General features: G+C 64.2%; 16 protein-coding genes and 1 pseudogene. 9 read left to right on the forward strand and 8 right to left on the reverse strand.

The annotated features are described in order from the left end of the window. Positions 1-24 precede the first annotated feature (24 nt). From BBA01S_RS31730 to BBA01S_RS43695, 3 genes are read right to left on the reverse strand one after another with little or no spacing between them, the layout of a single operon-like run. Positions 25-2,268, reverse strand: coding sequence for a xanthine dehydrogenase family protein molybdopterin-binding subunit (locus BBA01S_RS31730; protein WP_027819952.1), 2,244 nt, complete (start codon positions 2,266-2,268; stop codon positions 25-27). After that, positions 2,265-3,278 (reverse strand): FAD binding domain-containing protein, encoded by a 1,014-nt coding sequence (locus BBA01S_RS31735; RefSeq protein WP_027819953.1) that lies wholly within the window; start codon positions 3,276-3,278, stop codon positions 2,265-2,267. Before BBA01S_RS31735 ends, BBA01S_RS31730 begins: the two co-directional genes overlap by 4 nt. A gap of 16 nt (positions 3,279-3,294) precedes the next feature. After that, the gene (locus BBA01S_RS43695; RefSeq protein ID WP_042298250.1) at positions 3,295-3,990 is read right to left on the reverse strand and encodes a (2Fe-2S)-binding protein; all 696 of its coding nucleotides are present in this window, start codon (positions 3,988-3,990) and stop codon (positions 3,295-3,297) included. 477 nt (positions 3,991-4,467) lie between these two features. On the opposite strand from BBA01S_RS43695, the gene BBA01S_RS31750 reads away from it, so the two are divergent. Then, positions 4,468-5,133 carry a glutathione S-transferase family protein gene (locus BBA01S_RS31750; protein WP_027819954.1) on the forward strand — a complete coding sequence of 222 codons (666 nt, stop codon included), beginning with the start codon at positions 4,468-4,470 and terminating at the stop codon, positions 5,131-5,133. Between the two features lie 82 nt (positions 5,134-5,215). On the opposite strand, the gene BBA01S_RS31755 is transcribed toward BBA01S_RS31750, so the two are convergent. Next, entirely contained in the window at positions 5,216-6,508 is a 1,293-nt protein-coding gene (locus BBA01S_RS31755) for an aspartate carbamoyltransferase (protein WP_027819955.1), read from the reverse strand. Between the two features lie 414 nt (positions 6,509-6,922). Between BBA01S_RS31755 and BBA01S_RS31760 the strand changes: the two genes are divergently transcribed. The 4 genes from BBA01S_RS31760 to dapA all read left to right on the forward strand — a co-directional run bounded on the left by BBA01S_RS31760 (position 6,923) and on the right by dapA (position 9,967). After that, complete coding sequence (locus BBA01S_RS31760; protein ID WP_042298251.1) at positions 6,923-7,909, forward strand: M23 family metallopeptidase; 987 nt, start codon at positions 6,923-6,925, stop codon at positions 7,907-7,909. 25 nt (positions 7,910-7,934) lie between these two features. Beyond that, a complete protein-coding gene (locus BBA01S_RS31765) occupies positions 7,935-8,264 on the forward strand; it encodes a hypothetical protein (protein ID WP_156966148.1) in 330 nt (109 codons plus the stop codon). Positions 8,265-8,334: 70 nt separating this feature from the next. Beyond that, on the forward strand, positions 8,335-8,763 hold the full coding sequence (locus tag BBA01S_RS31770) for a bactofilin family protein (protein ID WP_027819958.1): 429 nt from the start codon (positions 8,335-8,337) through the stop codon (positions 8,761-8,763). Positions 8,764-9,112: 349 nt separating this feature from the next. Next, entirely contained in the window at positions 9,113-9,967 is an 855-nt protein-coding gene (gene dapA, locus BBA01S_RS31780; protein WP_027819959.1) for a 4-hydroxy-tetrahydrodipicolinate synthase, read from the forward strand. A gap of 164 nt (positions 9,968-10,131) precedes the next feature. Here the strand turns inward: dapA and BBA01S_RS43700 are convergent. The 4 genes and pseudogenes from BBA01S_RS43700 to BBA01S_RS31800 all read right to left on the reverse strand — a co-directional run. Further along, a pseudogene (locus tag BBA01S_RS43700) lies at positions 10,132-10,365 on the reverse strand (DUF2866 domain-containing protein); the annotation flags it as partial. A gap of 253 nt (positions 10,366-10,618) precedes the next feature. Further along, the gene (locus BBA01S_RS31790) at positions 10,619-10,816 is read right to left on the reverse strand and encodes a DUF3562 domain-containing protein (protein ID WP_027819960.1); all 198 of its coding nucleotides are present in this window, start codon (positions 10,814-10,816) and stop codon (positions 10,619-10,621) included. Positions 10,817-11,067: 251 nt separating this feature from the next. Next, a complete protein-coding gene (locus BBA01S_RS31795) occupies positions 11,068-12,129 on the reverse strand; it encodes an alkene reductase (protein WP_027819961.1) in 1,062 nt (353 codons plus the stop codon). Positions 12,130-12,210: 81 nt separating this feature from the next. Beyond that, positions 12,211-12,531 carry an ArsR/SmtB family transcription factor gene (locus tag BBA01S_RS31800; RefSeq protein WP_027819962.1) on the reverse strand — a complete coding sequence of 107 codons (321 nt, stop codon included), beginning with the start codon at positions 12,529-12,531 and terminating at the stop codon, positions 12,211-12,213. A gap of 708 nt (positions 12,532-13,239) precedes the next feature. On the opposite strand from BBA01S_RS31800, the gene BBA01S_RS31805 reads away from it, so the two are divergent. From BBA01S_RS31805 to BBA01S_RS31815, 4 genes are read left to right on the forward strand one after another with little or no spacing between them, the layout of a single operon-like run. Further along, entirely contained in the window at positions 13,240-13,554 is a 315-nt protein-coding gene (locus BBA01S_RS31805; protein WP_174479191.1) for a hypothetical protein, read from the forward strand. Next, positions 13,551-14,624: a hypothetical protein gene (locus BBA01S_RS43705; RefSeq protein ID WP_245641642.1), complete on the forward strand. Its 1,074-nt coding sequence runs from the start codon at positions 13,551-13,553 to the stop codon at positions 14,622-14,624. The genes BBA01S_RS31805 and BBA01S_RS43705 overlap by 4 nt, the downstream gene beginning before the upstream one ends. A 36-nt stretch (positions 14,625-14,660) precedes the next feature. Beyond that, on the forward strand, positions 14,661-15,119 hold the full coding sequence (locus BBA01S_RS48225; RefSeq protein WP_245641643.1) for a hypothetical protein: 459 nt from the start codon (positions 14,661-14,663) through the stop codon (positions 15,117-15,119). Between the two features lie 23 nt (positions 15,120-15,142). Further along, positions 15,143-16,153 (forward strand): PoNe immunity protein domain-containing protein, encoded by a 1,011-nt coding sequence (locus BBA01S_RS31815; RefSeq protein WP_042298253.1) that lies wholly within the window; start codon positions 15,143-15,145, stop codon positions 16,151-16,153. Positions 16,154-16,469: the final 316 nt, after the last annotated feature.

Consider the following 16,469-nt stretch of genomic DNA (forward strand, 5'->3'; position numbering starts at 1 on the left):
GAAAACGAAGCGACTAAGAAGCGGCTACGTCGTGGCACGCATCGGCGTCATCACTTTATCGAGCGTAAGCGGCAGGTCGCGCACCCGCACGCCGGTTGCGTGATAGACGGCGTTTGCGATGGCCGCGGGCACGCCCGTAATGCCGATTTCGCCGATACCGCGCACGCCCAGCGCATTGAAGCGCAGGTCGGGCTGGCCCACGAACAGCACGTCCAGGTCGCCGATATCGGCGTTCACTGGGACGTGGTATTCGGCGAAATTCGCGTTCGCGAAACGCCCTGTGCGCGTATCGAGCAGGCCCTGCTCGTGCAGTGCCGTGCTCACGCCCCAGACCATGCCGCCCATCAACTGGCTGCGCGCGGTCTTGGCGTTGAGCACCTGCCCCACGTCGTACGCGCCGACGATGCGCGCCACGCGCAGCGTGCCGAGGTCTGCATCGACATGGACTTCCACAAACACCGCGCCGAACGAGTGGAACGCGTACTGCTGCTTTTCTGCGCCAGGTTTCGCCGTGGCCTGCGCCTCGATGGGCTGGCCGCCCGCGCGCGCGATGATGGCGGCGGCGGGGTCGCGCCGCGAGGTATCGGCGCGCAGCACGACCCAGCCGTCGGCGACGGTGACATCGGCGGCTGCAGCGCCGTGAACCGGCGAGGCCGGATCGGCCACGGCCAGCGCGATCAGCTTGTCGCGCGCCGCGCTCGCCGCCGCCTGCACGGCGGGCGAGACACTCGCGGCCGACTGCGAGCCGCCCGAGACCGGCGCACGCGGCAGGCTCGAATCGCCGAGTGCGAAGTGAATGCGCCCCGGCGGGAAGCCCAGCGCGTCGGCGGCCACCTGCGTCATCACCGTATAAGTGCCGGTGCCGATGTCCTGGGTGCCCGAAGCCACCATTGCCGTGCCGTCGGGCAGGATGCGCGCGAGCGCGGCCGCCTCGCTGCGGTTGGCCGGATAGGTTGCGCCCGCCATGCCCAGGCCGATCAGCGTGTTGCCTTCGCGCATCGCGCGCGGCGTGTTCACGCGGCGCGACCAGCCGAAGCGCTCCGCGCCCGCCGCATAGCATTCGCGCAGCGCCTTCGACGACCACGGCTTGTTGTCCTGCGGCTCGACTTCGGCGTAATTCTTCAGACGCAGCGCGATGGGATCCATCCTGAGCTGCCACGCGAGTTCATCGAGCGCCGATTCGAGCGCGAACGACCCCGTCGTCTCGCCGGGTGCGCGCGTGAAGGTGGGCGTGCCGACGTTGAGCGGCACGACGCGGTGGCTCGTGGCGAGGTTCGGCGTGGCGTACATCATGCGCGTGACGAGGCCCGACATCTCCGTCCAGTCCTCGAATGTCGAGGTGTGCGAGAGCGTGTCGTGGCGGATCGCCGTCAGCGTGCCGTCGCGCTGCGCGGCCAGCGAGAAGCGCTGCTCCGTGCGCGGACGCGAGCCGACCGGGCCGAACATCTGCGGGCGCGCGAGCGCGAGGCGCACGGGGCGGCCGGTCTGCTTCGCGGCCATCGCGCACAGGCTCACGTGCGACCACGACGAGCCTTTGCAGCCAAAGCCGCCGCCGACGAATGGCGCGATCACGCGCACGTTGTCGGCAGGGATGCCGAACACGGCGGCTACCGCCGTGCGCGCGCCCGACACGCCTTGCGTCGAGTCGTAGAGCGTGAGTTCGGGGCCGTCCCAGCGCGCCATGGTCGCGTGCGGCTCCATCGGATTGTGGAACTGCACGGGCGTGGTGTAGACCGCGTCGAGCCGCACCGCGCCTTCGCGCAGGCCCGCTTCGACGTTGCCGCGCAGCGAATCGATCGGCCTGCCCGGCTGGCCCGGCGGCGTGTGCGCCTGGCTTTTCGCGCGCGCGAAATCGAGCGTGGCCGGTGTGGCGGCGTAGGTCACGTTGACGTGCTGGGCGGCGTCGATGGCGTGCTCTAGCGTGTCCGCGACGACGACCGCGACGGGCTCGTTGCTGTAGCGCACGACGTTGTCCTGGAGCAGCGTGAGGTGTCGGCCCGCAGGCGGCGCGAGCGGCGCGCGGCCGCCGTTGGGCAGGCGCATGGTGTTCTGCCACGTCATCACCAGCAGCACGCCGGGCATGGCTTGCGCGCGGCGCGCGTCGATCGACGCGAGGGTGCCGCTCGCCACCGTGCTCGTGACGAGGACGGCGTGTGCGAGACGCGCCTCCGGGAAATCCGACGCGTAGCTCGCGGCGCCCGTCACCTTGAGCATGCCGTCGATGCGGTCGACGGGCTGTCCGATCAGTTGGCTCGTGGGTTCGGTCATGTGAGTTCTCCCGCGAAGTTTTCACTGCCGCCCGCGGCCTGCATTGCGGCCCGCACGATGGCGCGCTGCGCGAGTTCGACCTTGAACGCGTTGTCCTGCAGCGGCTGTGCGCGCGCGAGTTCGGCGGCGGCTGCGGCGCGCAGCGTGGCGGTATCGAGTGTCTGGCCGGTGAGCCGCTGTTCGGCAAGACTCGCGCGCCACGGCTTGTGCGCGACGCCGCCCAGCGCGATGCGCGCGGCCCGCACGCGACGGCCGTCCAGTTGCAGCGCCGCCGCCACGGAAACCAGCGCGAACGCGTAGCTCGTGCGGTCGCGCAGCTTGAGGTAGTGCGCGTGATCGGCGAACGCGGGCGGCGGCAGGTCGACCGAGGTGATGAGTTCGCCGCGCGCGAGCGTGGTGTCGAGATCGGGCCGCTCGCCGGGCAGGCGATGAAACTGCGCGATGGGAATGGCGCGCGCGCCGTTCGCGCCGCGCACCTGCACCGTGGCGTCGAGCGCGGCGAGCGCCACGCTCATATCGGACGGATTCACGGCCACGCATTGCGCGCTCGCGCCGAGGATCGCGTGCATGCGGTTGAAGCCCTCACGTGCGGCGCAGCCGCTGCCGGGCACGCGCTTGTTGCATTGCGCGAACGCGGTGTCGTAGAAGTAGCCGCAGCGCGTGCGCTGCATCAGGTTGCCGCCCACGGTCGCCATATTGCGCAATTGCGGCGACGCGCCCGCAAGCAGCGCCTGTGTGAGCAGAGGGTAGCGCGTGCGCACCAGCGTGTGGTTGGCGGCGTCGCTATTGCGCACGAGTGCGCCGATGCGCAGGCCGCCGTCGGGCAATGCCTCGATGCCGTCGAGCGCCGCGATGCGCGTGATATCGATGAGCTTGAGCGGGTGCGCGATGCCGCCTTTCATGAGGTCGAGCAGATTCGTGCCGCCGCCGATGAAGGCCGCGCCCGGTTGCTGCGCGGCGGCGAGGGCAGCGTCGATATCGGTAGCGCGCTGGTAGGCGAGTGCGTCCATGTCGTCACCTCCGCGTTCATGCGCTGGCCGAGTGCGCGTCGCGCACGGCGGCCACGATGTTCGCGTAGGCGCCGCAGCGGCAGAGATTGCCGCTCATGCGCTCGCGTATTTCCGCGTCGCTCAGTGCTGGCGGACGCATTCGCACATCGGCGGTCACGGCGCTCGCCATGCCCGCGCTGAATTCCGTGAGGCACGCCGTCGCCGAACACAACTGGCCAGGCGTGCAGAAACCGCACTGCAAGGCGTCGCGCTCGATGAAGGCGCGCTGGATCGGGCTGGCCGCGTTCGCGCTGGCCAGCCCTTCGACCGTGGTGATGCGCTGGCCTTCGTGCATGATCGCGAGCGTGAGGCAGGCATTGATGCGCCGTCCTTCGACCAGCACCGTGCACGCGCCGCATTGCCCGCGATCGCAGCCTTTCTTCGTGCCGGTGAGGCCCGCGTAGTCGCGCAGCGCGTCGAGCAGCGTCACGCGCGGCTCGATGTGCAGCGCGTATTCGCGTCCGTTGATGGTGAGGCGCACCGGTTGGGCGGGGACGGGCACTGGCGTGTCCGTATCGGCAGCAGGCGTGGGTTCGGGCGCGTTCTGTGCGCGCAGATGCGGCGCGGCGCCGAGCGCGGCAGCCGCCGCCGCCGATTGAAGAAAACGGCGGCGGGCCGGTTCCGCAGGTTCGCTTGAAGCGTCGGCGGGCGAGTCGTGGGGAGTGGGGGACATGGCGTTCGCAGGCTCCATCTGGTGCCATCCGCTTCCATCGAGGGACGGGATGGCGATGATTTCGCAAGCGCACGCGTATGACGCGATGCCGCGTGAGCCGTTGTCGCGCAGCGTGCGGGTCTCGATTTGCAGCAGCTTGTTGGGAAGCAATGCCTTTGAAGCAATTCCGGTGCCGCGAAGCCGCCAGTTTTCATGCCATGGCGGCCTGTGCAGACCTGCACGTTGCGCGCGCCAAGCGCGAAAGTAAAGCGTTTGCTGGGCGTTGCGAGCGAAACTTTCGTGACAGCGCGCCGTCTGTCGCCAGGCTGTCCGGCGCCTGACGGGAGGCCGTCGCAGGGCTGGCGCAATGGCCAGTTTGATGGCGAAGGCAGCATGACCGCATGAAGCGCACGCATTAGAGGTTTAACTCGGACACGTCATTGAGGAGCGCTACGCACCCTACAATGCTTGCGGTTCATGCAACCGGGAGGAGACCCCATGCTGACGGTTCACCACCTCGACAACTCGCGCTCGCAGCGCATCCTCTGGATGCTCGAAGAGCTGGGCGTCGACTACGAGATCGTGGAATACAAACGCAACAAGGACACGATGCTTGCACCGCCCGCGCTGCGCGCCGTGCATCCGCTCGGCAAGTCGCCGGTCGTCACGGACGGCGATCTCACGCTCGCCGAATCGGGCGCGATCCTCGAATATCTGGTCGAGCGCTATGGCAACGGCCGCTTCGTGCCGCCGCGCGATACGCCGGAATATCTGCGCTATCGCTACTGGATGCACTACGCCGAAGGCTCGGCAATGCCGCCGCTGCTGCTCAAGCTGGTCGCGAGCCGCATCGCCAATGCGAAGGTGCCGTTTTTCGTGAAGCCGATCACGCGCAAGATCGCAGGTTCGCTCGAAAGCGATTTCGTCGATCCGCAGCTCAAGCTGCATTTCACCTATATCGCGAAGGAACTGGAGGCGACGGGCTGGTTCGCGGGCAATGAATTCACGGCCGCCGATGTGCAGATGAGCTTCCCGGTCGAAGCGGGAGCGAAGCGCGCGGGCGCGGAATCGTTGCCCTCGATTCGCGACTATCTCGATCGTATTCGTGCGCGGCCGGCCTATCAGCGCGCTCTGGCGCGTGGCGGCAAATTTACGCTGTTTTAATAACGTCAGGATGGCGAATTAAATCGCCGAAAATAAAAAAGCCGGGAAATCGACATTCCCGGCTTTTTTACTGGATGCGGTATCAGTCGATGCCGTGGAACACCGCATCGTCCGGGCCGAGGTACGCAGGCGGACGCCATGCCGCATCGCGCATCGAATGCTGCACCAGGTTTTCGACGCCCAGCAGCACGGCGAAAATCGCCATGCGCACGGGGATGCCGTTGTCGGTCTGGCGGAAGATCGCCAGGCGCGGATCGTGGTTCAGGTCGGTCGACAGGTCGTTCGCACCCGGGCGGCTGTCGCGCGGCAGCGGGTGCATCACGAGCGTTTCCGGGCTGCAGCATTCGTCGAGCAGCGCCTGGTTGATCTGGAAGTCGGGCGTGTAGCCTTCGAACGATTCGTCCGTGAAGCGCTCCTTCTGGATGCGCGTCGCGTACACGACGTCCGCGCCGCGCAGGCCCTGGCGCAGGTCGGTCGTCTGCTCGACCACGTGGCCGTTGGTCGAAATCAGGTCGACGATATACGTCGGCATTTCCAGCATCGGCGGCGAAATGAGCGTGAACTTGATGCCGCGATAGAGCGCGAGCAGCTTCACGAGCGAGTGCACCGTGCGGCCGTACTTGAGGTCGCCCACCAGCGCGATGTGCGCGCCGTCGACGATCTTGCCCAGGCGCGAGAACTCGCGCTGGATCGTGTAGAGGTCGAGCAGCGCCTGGCTCGGGTGCTCGCCGGGGCCGTCGCCGCCGTTGATGACGGGAATGTTGACGGCGCGCGCGAATTCCGCCACCGAGCCTTGTTCAGGATGCCGAATCACCATCGCATCCACGTAACCGGCCATCACGCGGCTCGTGTCGTAGATCGATTCACCCTTGGCCATCGACGAGAACGTGAAGCCGGTCGTGTCGCACACCGATCCGCCCAGACGGCAGAACGCTGCGCCAAAGCTCACGCGGGTACGCGTGCTGGCTTCGAAAAACAGGTTGCCGAGCACCGCGCCTTCCAGCACGCGCGAGATTTTCCGGCGGCGCGCGATGGGCTGCATGATGTCGGCGACGCGGAACAGCGCTTCCACGGAGTCGCGCGAGAACTGGTTGGTCGACAGCAGTTGCGGGCGGCCTTCGAACTGGATCTGGCTGATCAGCGAGTGCGAGTCTACGCTTTGCGTATAGCCTTCGCGCGGCTCGACATTACCGACGATCTCCGAGACAAAACGCTCGACGATCTCGGGCATGGCGCGCGATTCCTGCGATTCTTCCGGCAGCAGCCAGGTGTCGAGCGCCCGGCGCGATACGCCGATACGGCTCGCGAAGGCGTCGCGGGTCATGTTCAGACGCCGCATGGCGTCACGAAGAAAGGCTTGTTGCGGAACGCTCATGCTGGCACCCGTGATAGCTGGTTGATATACGCGGTGCGTATATTAGTTCGGTGGCGCGAGAAGTCAAGCGGTTTTGCGTTTCATCGGCGCAATGCCATGCGGCAATCTGGCGCAACAGCGCGGATCCTCGACGTTCGCGCGCTCGCACCGGACGAACGGAGTGTAGGCGATGGCTGGCGCCCTTGTAGGGCGGAGCGCCCGGGCGCAGGTGACTGCGTCCGGGCAGGCCCGATTCTCCTGTTCAGGCGAGCCGTTTTATCGGGATGGCGATTTTTCAGACGCCGCGATAATCGCCGTTTTGATTCTGGACGGGCTGGCGTGCGCTGGCCGCCGCAGCCCGATGTATGCACTGTTTTGCACCCTGATCTCGTGCGCCTCGCTCGTGCGCGCGAAACGCCGCCGCCGGGGCCGCTCATGAAAATGCCCTGGACGAGCTCGGTCGATGAGCTGTCGAGCGGCGACACCCGTTTCGTCACGCATCGCGCCGCGCGCCGCACGGTTGTCTGCACGGCGTGCGCCGTGGGCGTCGCCGCGCTTGCGGGCGGCGTCGCCATCGGCCGCTATAGCAGTGTCGTGGATGTCCCCACCGGCCCGGGCGCCGAGGGCGTGGCGACGCATCACTATGTCGTCGGCGAGATCGGCCGGATGAGCGCGTCGATTTCGTTGCTCGATCCGCGTATCGAGCGCCTGTCCGCCCAGATTGCCGAATTGCGCCAGTTCGACCAGCGCCTGCGCGCACAGCCGCAGCGCGGTGCAGCGGTGGTGCCCGTGGCGCCGACCACGCGTTCGGGCGATGACGACGAAGAGAGCCACGACCACGGCGCGACGGCGGGCGGCGAGGGCGGCCCGGCGCTTGCGCCGCGCCGCTGTGTGGAGGCGTCGGCATCGCGAACCAATGCGCACGCGGTGAGCGGCGCGGTGGACTGCATGGCCGCGACGCTGTCCACGCTTGAGCAGGCCGTCGCGCTTCATGAGGCGGCCTGGCAGGCGTTTCCGGGCCGGCGGCCGACCGGGGCGGGCCGCCTTGGCTCGCCATTCGGCAATCGTATCGATCCGTTTACCGAGCGCCTGAGCTTCCATCCGGGCCTCGACATCGTCGCGCCCACCGGCACGCCGATTCTTGCCGCAGCGGGCGGGCGCGTGATTTTCGCCGGGCTGAAGTCCGGTTACGGCAATTGCGTCGAGATCGACCACGGCAATGGTTTCGCGACGCGTTATGGGCACGCTTCGAAGATCGACGTGCAGGTCGGGCAGATCGTGCTGCCGGGCGACCATATCGCCGACGTCGGCTCGACTGGGCGTTCCACCGGGCCGCATCTGCACTTCGAGGTCATCGTGAACGGCACCCAGGTCAATCCGGCCGGCTATCTTGCGCTGTTCGGCGCTTACCACAATGGCTGACGCGCGCCGTACCGTCCGCGCGCGCATGGACGCACAGCGCGCTTTCGAACTGCAACCGGTGCGCTCGCGCGGCTGGCGCTGGAGCATGGCGCTCGTGTGGACGGTGCTGGCCGCCGGGGCAGGCGCGGGCGCCGTGGCGTGGATCCATCACGTCAACGATGCCGGGCGCTGTCCAGTCGTCGCGCCCGACGCCTTGCAGATTCGCCTGACCAACGCCGAACTCGCGCTGGAGCAGGAGCGCGCGGCGCGAGATGCGTTGCAGAAGTCGGCATCGTCGGCGCAGGCCCAGGCCGCCGCGCTGCAAACCGAAGTGCTGTTCCTGCGCGGCCACGGTGGCCGCGAAGGCGCGCGTTGAAAACAGGCACTACTGAAGCAGTCCATTGCAGCAGATTGAAATCCCACTACCTGAAGCTACGGTTACTCCCATGTTCAACAAGAAAAAGCCCCAGCCGGGCATCCAGCAAACCAAGCTCGCGACGTTGATATCCGAAGATATCCGCATCAAGGGCGATGTCGAATTCGCCGACGGCGTGAGGCTCGATGGCCAGATCACGGGCAGTGTCAGCAGCAAGCCGGGCACGCAGACGCTGTTCGTGCTGAGCGAGCGCAGCGTCGTGAACGGCAACGTGCATGGCTACGACATCGTCGTCAACGGTCGCATTGTCGGCGACGTGATCGCCGATCATTTCGTCGAACTGCAAGCGAATGCGCATGTGGTCGGCAACATCTACTATCAGCAGTTGCAGATGGAGTGCGGCGCGACCGTCGACGGCAAGCTCACGCGGCGCGACCCCGCCGATGCGCCGAGCCTGTTGCTCGATAGTTCGATCGTCGATGTGCACGCGCTGGATTGAGGTACTTCTATCGACGAATCGGCGTACTGCGTGCGCGCGCCACGCTATCTCGCAATTTCGTGATTCGGGCGGTTTCCGGTTACACTGCCGGACATGTCACGCCAACCGAACCTCCTCGCCTCGACCTTCGCCGCTGCATCGCGCGCGGTGACGTCGCACGTGCAGGCAGCCCCGGTCGGCGCGAAAGCCAAAGCCAAAAAACAGTCGCTCATCTGACCGGAGCTTGCTGTTCCGTCGGATGTTGCGATGGAACGGCCTGCCGGCACCCCGCCTTACTCTTCTCCCTGGCTCGCTGACTCCCGCGCACTGCTCGACGGACTCTTCATACGGTCGCGTTCAAGGGATAGTCATGTCTTCGTTTTCGGGTATCTGGATTCCGCTCGTCACGCCGTTCAACGGTGGCGCCGTCGATCATGAGGCGCTCGACGCACTCGTGCGTCACTACGTGCAGGCGGGCGTGGCCGGTATCGTCGCGCTCGGCACGACCGGCGAGCCCGCTGCGCTCGACGAGCGCGAGCAGGATGCCGTGCTCGCCACCGTGCTTGCCAGTGCTGGCGCTTTGCCGGTGGTGGCAGGCGTGGGCGGCAATCACACGCAGTCGGTCTGCGAACGCATCGCGGCGCTCAACGACACGCCCGTCGCGGGCGTGCTGGCGGCCGCGCCGTATTACATCCGGCCGTCGCAGGCGGGCGTGATCGGCCACTTCGCGGCGCTCGCCGACGCAAGCCGCAAGCCCGTGATCCTCTACGACATTCCCGCGCGCACCGGCGTCACGCTCGCGCTGCCGACGCTGCTCGAACTCGCGGGGCACGAGCGCATCGTCGCCGTGAAGGATTGCGGCGGCTCGCTCGACAAGACGCTGGCGCTGATCCTCGATGGCCGCTTGCAGGTGCTGTGCGGCGAGGATCTCGATATGTTCGGGATGATGTGTGCGGGCGCGAGCGGGGCGATCGCGGCATCGGCGCATGTGCTGCCCGAGCGCTTCGTGGCGATGGAGCGTGCGTTGCGCGAAGGGCGCCTGAACGAGGCGCGCGCGATCTGGCACACGCTGGTGCCGCTCGTACGTGCGATGTTCGAGGAGCCGAATCCGGGCCCAGTGAAGGCCGCACTCGCGCGACAAGGCTTGCTGCGCAACGAATTGCGCGCGCCCATGACGCGCGTGAGCGACGAACTGGACGCGATGCTGGGGAAACTGGTGGCCTGAAATGCTCAAGCGCGGCGGCCCCGGAATGGGACGCGCCGCGCTTCGATCGTCGGCGATCGACTGGAACGTGCTTAACGAGGGGCGCGTGCGCTCGCGCTGCTGCGTGCACGACGCCGCGTGCGCGGACGCTCGGCATCCACGGGTTCGCCATTGAGCAGAATGCGGCGGCCGGGAATGTGTTCGGCGACGAGGCGCGCAATTTCGAACGCCGAACTTTCTGCCGGCACCACCTGGCGGCGCGCGCCGTCATCGAGCGGCGTCGTCCACTCGACCAGCCGATAGGCGCGGCCCCACGGATGCTGCAATGGCGTCGAGACCCGGCACGACGCCACGCGTGTAGTCGAGCTGTCGCGCAGCAGGGATTGCAGGTGCACCAGCACGTCGTTGTCTTCAGCCATGGCTTCGCTCCTCCTCGACTAACCGCATAAAAAAACGCCGCCGATGTTCCGGCGGCTCAACAGGGGTGAGCGTATGGTTGCAGCGAAGAATTAAACGAGCCTTAAGAGCGCCAGCGCGTGCGACGCCTGCCAGCAAGGACTTTCGCGCGCGCAGGCGCCCGCGCGGACGGTCAATCCGTGCGGGGCGCTGCAACCAGGTGAATCGAACTGAAGAAATCAGACGGTGCGAAATCCGTGAGGATGTGGCGCGATTTCAGTGCTTGTCTGTGCCATTTTGCCGCAGCGTTGCACGTACCTTGCGGGCGGCGAAAAGCGGGAGATAGTCGTGAATGCGCGCGTCGGCGCGGTAGTGATCGAGTGTGTCGGCGTAGATGCGGGCTACCGTTTCCTCAGGCGTGTGCGTCTCTTCGGCGATGCTGTGAACGATTTGCGCGGCGTCGACTTGCGGCATGACAGTCCTCCGGTCAGCGGGTTGGGCGGGCAGACAGATTTCGAATTGAAGGACATCGGCGTGCGCGATGCCAATTGAAACGCCCTATTGGGAATGGGCTGCTGCAAATGAGGCTTGTGCTTAGTTCGGCTGAATACGGCGGCCGCACGACAAAAAAGCCCCGGCGAAGGCGATTGCCTGGGCCGGGGCTTTTTCTGGAGCGATGTTGCCCTGTCTATATAGTGGGCAAACCGCCTATTGCGCCGCTTTTCTTACGCGACGTTTTCCAGCGACGGGTAATCGGTGTAGCCCGTTTCGCCGCGCGCATAGTAAGTCGACGGATTCGGCGCGTTGAGCGGCGCGTTCAATTCGAAGCGACGTGCCAGATCGGGATTGGCGATGAACAGTTGGCCCCAGGCGACAGCATCGGCTTCGCCATCGGCCAGCACCTTTTGCGCCGCTTCCAGCGTGAACTTCTCGTTTGCGATGTACGGGCCGCCGAATTCAGCCTTCAATTGCGGGCCAAGGCGATTTTCTCCGAGCGATTCGCGTGCAAACAGGAAAGCGATCTTGCGCTTGCCGAGTTCGCGCGCAACGTAGCCGAACGTCGCAGCCGGATCCGAGTCGCCCATCGTGTGTGCGTCGCCGCGCGGCGCGATATGGACGCCGACGCGGTTCGCACCCCAGACGTCGATACACGCGTCGGTCACTTCGAGCAGCAGGCGCGCGCGGTTTTCGATCGGGCCGCCGTAGGCGTCGGTGCGCTGATTGGTGCTGTCTTGCAGGAACTGGTCGAGCAGGTAGCCGTTGGCGCCGTGAACTTCGACGCCGTCGAAGCCCGCTGCCTTCGCGTTGAGCGCGCCCTGGCGATAGGCGGCGACGATGCCGGCGAGCTCATCGAGTTCGAGCGCGCGCGGCGTGACGAACGCGCGCTGCGGGCGTACGTGGCTCACGAAACCTTGCGCAGCAATCGCGCTGGGCGCGACGGGGAGTTCGCCGTCGAGGAACATCGGATCCGAAATGCGGCCGACGTGCCACAGTTGCAGGAAGATGCGGCCGCCTGCTGCGTGGACGGCGTCGGTCACGAGCTTCCAGCCTTCGACCTGTTCCTGCGACCAGATGCCCGGCGTTTCGGCGTAGCCGACGCCTTGCGGCGTCACCGACGTCGCTTCGCTGACGATGAGGCCGGCGCCCGCGCGCTCGGCGTAGTACTTCGCCATCAGTTCGTTGGGCACGCGCGCAACGCCTGCACGCTGGCGCGTGAGCGGCGCCATGATGACGCGGTTAGGGAGCGTGAGATCGCCGATCTGAATGGGGTCGAAAAGCGTTGCCATATGAGTACCTTGTGGCGGGCGCGGCCCGCAGCGTTGAAGCGTAAAGGGGGAAGAAACAGACGTTTCCGACGATGCGCGCCGTCACAACTGCCGGTGCATGTGGGCGAGGAACGCCTCGATGACCGGTTCGTTGCGCTTGAAGAACACCCACTGGCCAACCCGCTTCGACGTCACCAGTCCCGCTTTCTGGAGCGCGGCCAGATGCGCGGAGACCGTCGATTGCGATAGCCCGCAGTGCGCGTCGATCCGTCCAGCGCAGACGCCGTGGTCGAGCGGGAGTTCTTGATCGGCAAAATGCGCTTGCGGCTCGCGCAGGCAGGCGAGGATCTCGCGGCGCACGGGATTGGCTAGCGCCTTATAGATAGCGTCGAGGTCGATGGTTGGAGTGCCTGGGTAGTTCATTGGGTTTGCATCGTTACTGTCCGAATCTTATATCGTGCTTTTACGATATGGGCGAAGGCACTGATTGCAATAGGGGGATAGCTATGATAGGAAACAATTAAGTCTGTCGGGCGACGATAAAGTCTGTCGGGTTTTGGGCGTGAATGCCAATGGCCTCAATAACGCGAGAATCCAATAATTATTAATTATATGATTTATATATCAATAGTTTTTATAAATACACTTTTGCTTTTCTGCGACGTCCAACAATGCAATCGTTGACGTCCTTCTACGCGGTGTAGACAAAACGTGGAATCTGGCGAACTCGGTGACGGTGGACTAAGCAAGGTCGTTGCTTCGCAACGTGCTGCTCCCCGGAAATGAAAGCTCGCCGCGGCCCCTTCTAGAAGCGCTACATGGAAGGGGGCAACCTGCCCGCAATCCCTTGTCAACAGGGCATGGCACGCTTCTCAAACACACAGCGTGTCTCTGAAAAAGAGGGGGGCATGACTCCCCTCAGTTGGCAGCAAACCTCCCCAAAATCCACCCGGCACGCTTCTTTCGCCTCGGGCTTTCACACGCTTGAAGCGGCTCTTACGTCAGCGTCGGAACGCTCAAAGGTAGGAGGTTATCCGCCCGTTCGTTTACAAGTGCACCTCGTTGCGGCAGTAGCGCGGCGTTGGTCGTTGCCTGCAATTTTTTGTGGCTCACCGATATAGCCGGGAGGCGTTGGACACGATTCGCCGGGCCGGAATCGTGCCGGCAACTCCTGAGTCATTATTTGGTACCGAGGTCGCAAGAGCATTGGCGGGCAAGCTCGACGGCAACGGCCATGCCCTGCTTCGGGACGTGCCAGACGGGCCTGCCAAGGTCTTTTTCGGAGAAGACACGCGACCCTTCACCCCACAGCCCGTGCAGGCTGCGAAGGCGCTTGAGCAGGACGACATCCTCAAGGAACTCCACGCAGGCGGCCATGACGGCATCACGGACGAAAACCTATTCAGCTTGTTCAATAAATTCTCTGGCCGACCGGACGTGACATGAACGCAAACGACCAGCAGGCAATTGAAGATGCGGCCAAGGAGATTGGGCTGTCGATGGCATCTAACGCCTTCCCGCTTTTCTACGTCGCGCAGAACGTCTACGACACGACGGAAAGCGTCTGGACTGTCTGGAACGCTCGCGAAAGTGTGGACGAGGTAACGAAAATCGAGGCTGGCATCGACCTGGTATTTGCCGTCGTGGGCTGGGTTCCTGTCGTCGGCGCCGGAGTCAAGCGGACGTTTCGCCTGGTCAACCACAAGTCCGAAATTTATGGCCCGCTGCTGTACGACATTCTGCGTCTGGTGCTTCAGCGTGCGCATATCCAGACCAGCCCGGATGCACTCATCGACAGGTTGTTCGATGCAACGGGCGTCAAGACGTACCTCACGGAGGCTCGTGAACATATCCAGAAGTCTTGGCTGTATCGCGAGATGCCTGCGAGTGTTCAAGCCACGTTCATGCAGGCACTGGCCTTCGTAGAAACGAACCTGCCATACTGGCTCGCGCAGTTTGTCCAGCGGAAGCTGCTTCATTGGCGCAAAAAGCAGCCGAACTCGTCAGCCGTCAGCAAGCTCGAGGAGCGCCGAACGACTGACAAGCCAGGTGCAAAGGGCGAAGAAGCCAAAGCAGGCCAGGGCCGACCTGTGCCGACGCCCTCGCGCGGCGTCGTCAATGCCAAACTTGCTGTCACCGACATTACAACGAATATCACGGGCATTCTGGGTGAGCACATCGGCGACTACTATTGCTATGAAAAGCTTAAATGGGGAAACGGATGGATGGGCCACGACAAGGGCCTGAGCGGCAAGTGGAAAGAGCAGCCAGGGCTGCGGGTTTTGGGGAAGCTCAACGATAAGGGCAGACTGAACAAGCTCTTCGACCTCAAGGCGCGTGGTCACGGCATCGATGGTGTCTGGCGTGCCGCCCCGTTTAGCAACCAGATGAAGGATTTCGCTATCGTCGAAATGAAATCATCGACGACAACACGAAAGCTGCAAGACCCGAACGCCAAGCACAATATCGCTAGCAAACTCGGAACAATCAAGGAGGCGGTGCGCCCCCCAGCCTAGGACCTGCTAGAGCCGCCGGACGACGCGGGAGAAGCGTTGCCGACCAAAGGTGGCGGCAAGCCTGGTGGCGGTAAGCCCGCTCCTGGCGGTGGGAAGCCAACACCGGGTGGCTCCACCAATGACAGCAGCCCGGCGAGAAAGCAGCAAGCCGACGCTGCACAGCCGACAGCGGACACAACGTCGAAGGACAAGACCACCGCGACCGGACCGAGCGGTGCAAAAATCGCCCGGGTCCAGATGAGTCACGAGTGGATTGAAGCCAAACTCTCTGGAGCCGTTTCGGACCAGGGCCTGGTCGACACGATATTAAGGTCCGGGTATTCGCGACATCTGCTGTACGTCCCGTTCTATCTTCCGTCCGCGGTGCAACACGTCGAAGCGCTAACTACGGGCGCTGAACATGACCATGCTGACCACGACCTTCCTTTCACTCATCACTACAAGGAAGGAGAGGTTGAAGAAGCGGTCGAGCTGAAAGCGAGCAGGATAAGATAGCCTGAGGCTACGAGATTATGGATATGAACGAAGACTTCGATTCGACGCGGCGGCAACGCTTTCTTGGCGAGGACTACTTCAAGTGGCGTTTGGGCCTCCTGGATGAAGGCATCGCCTACTGGTCCGAAAATACTGCACCAACCGGCAGCAACGAGAACGAGCGGAAGGCGCTGACGCAGCGCTACCTTGTTTCCGATGTCTATCGACGCTTTCTGCTCCAGTACACGAGCGGAGCGGACCTCAAGCTGCTGCGTGGTGAACTCGAGCCGGTTCTCGAAGCCTTTGAACGGTACGCGCAAGCTCAACGGCTGAATCGACAGGATGCCGGCGAACCGCCGTTGGCCTTCGAAGTAATTGACGAGTACGAAACGGCGATGCAGCTAATCGGCTTTTGCTACCTGTTGCATCGGCGCGACCTGCTGCCGCGCATTGTCGAGATGTTCGACCCGTCTTACCGGGGGACGGACACTTTGTATGAGGACCTGCTGGCTTATGAACTCGAAGGTCGAATCAACGTAGACAGCTGGTTTCACGACGTGCCGTATAGGCCTCTCGTTTTCAGTCTCTATCGCGAGACGAAGAAGGAGTCTGTCGACGACATGACGGAATACCTCGAAGCGTGGTATCCGGGAATGGCCGCAGCTCCATGGCACGACGGGCATCTGGAAGCCCAGAAGAATGGCAAGGGCACCTACGTCGGCTATTGGGCTATTGAGGCAGCGGCGGTTGCATTCCTGCTGCAGCTCGACGACAGTGCCTTTCGCGACCATCTGTTGTATCCGAAGGACCTTGCTGATTTTGCGCGCAACTTCGATGCTGCGAAAGACGGTGCGCGGACGCGCCGGGACGGTGGACCAATGACGGTACGAACGGGGCAGCCGTGCCCGGAAACCGGCGTTTGGAAAGCACAAGGTCACAACGTACCCGGTGTGCTGGTGAATCAGGGGGACGTGATGCCGGATGTCTTCGCGCCCGACAGAAGTGGTGCGTACCGACCGCAGTCGGCGATGTGGGAGTTCGAACGTAAAGCCTGAGGGTTTGAAGGAGAGCTTCGTTGTGCTGCTGGCTGCCGTGCTGAGCCGCCGGTCAGGGCTTAATCTTGACGTGGAGACCGCCAACGCGCGTATTCCAATGTATACACACAGCTGCCCGTTCCGCGGTGCAGCCGCGCAACTGGTCGGACATCAACGGCAGCAGTCGCGGCACAGCCGGTACTGTGGGATAGCCTTGAGATACCGGGATGGGTGGCGAAGTTACCAATTGGCGCAGTGGAATCCCTTGAGTCCGTCGAACAGCTTCCTCAATCCCTCGATGTCGGACGCAGTCGTGTTAAGCGGTTTGGCTTTGATG

Origin of the sequence: Paraburkholderia bannensis NBRC 103871 (genome assembly GCF_000685015.1) — a bacterium.
Taxonomy (GTDB): Bacteria; Pseudomonadota; Gammaproteobacteria; order Burkholderiales; family Burkholderiaceae; genus Paraburkholderia; species Paraburkholderia bannensis.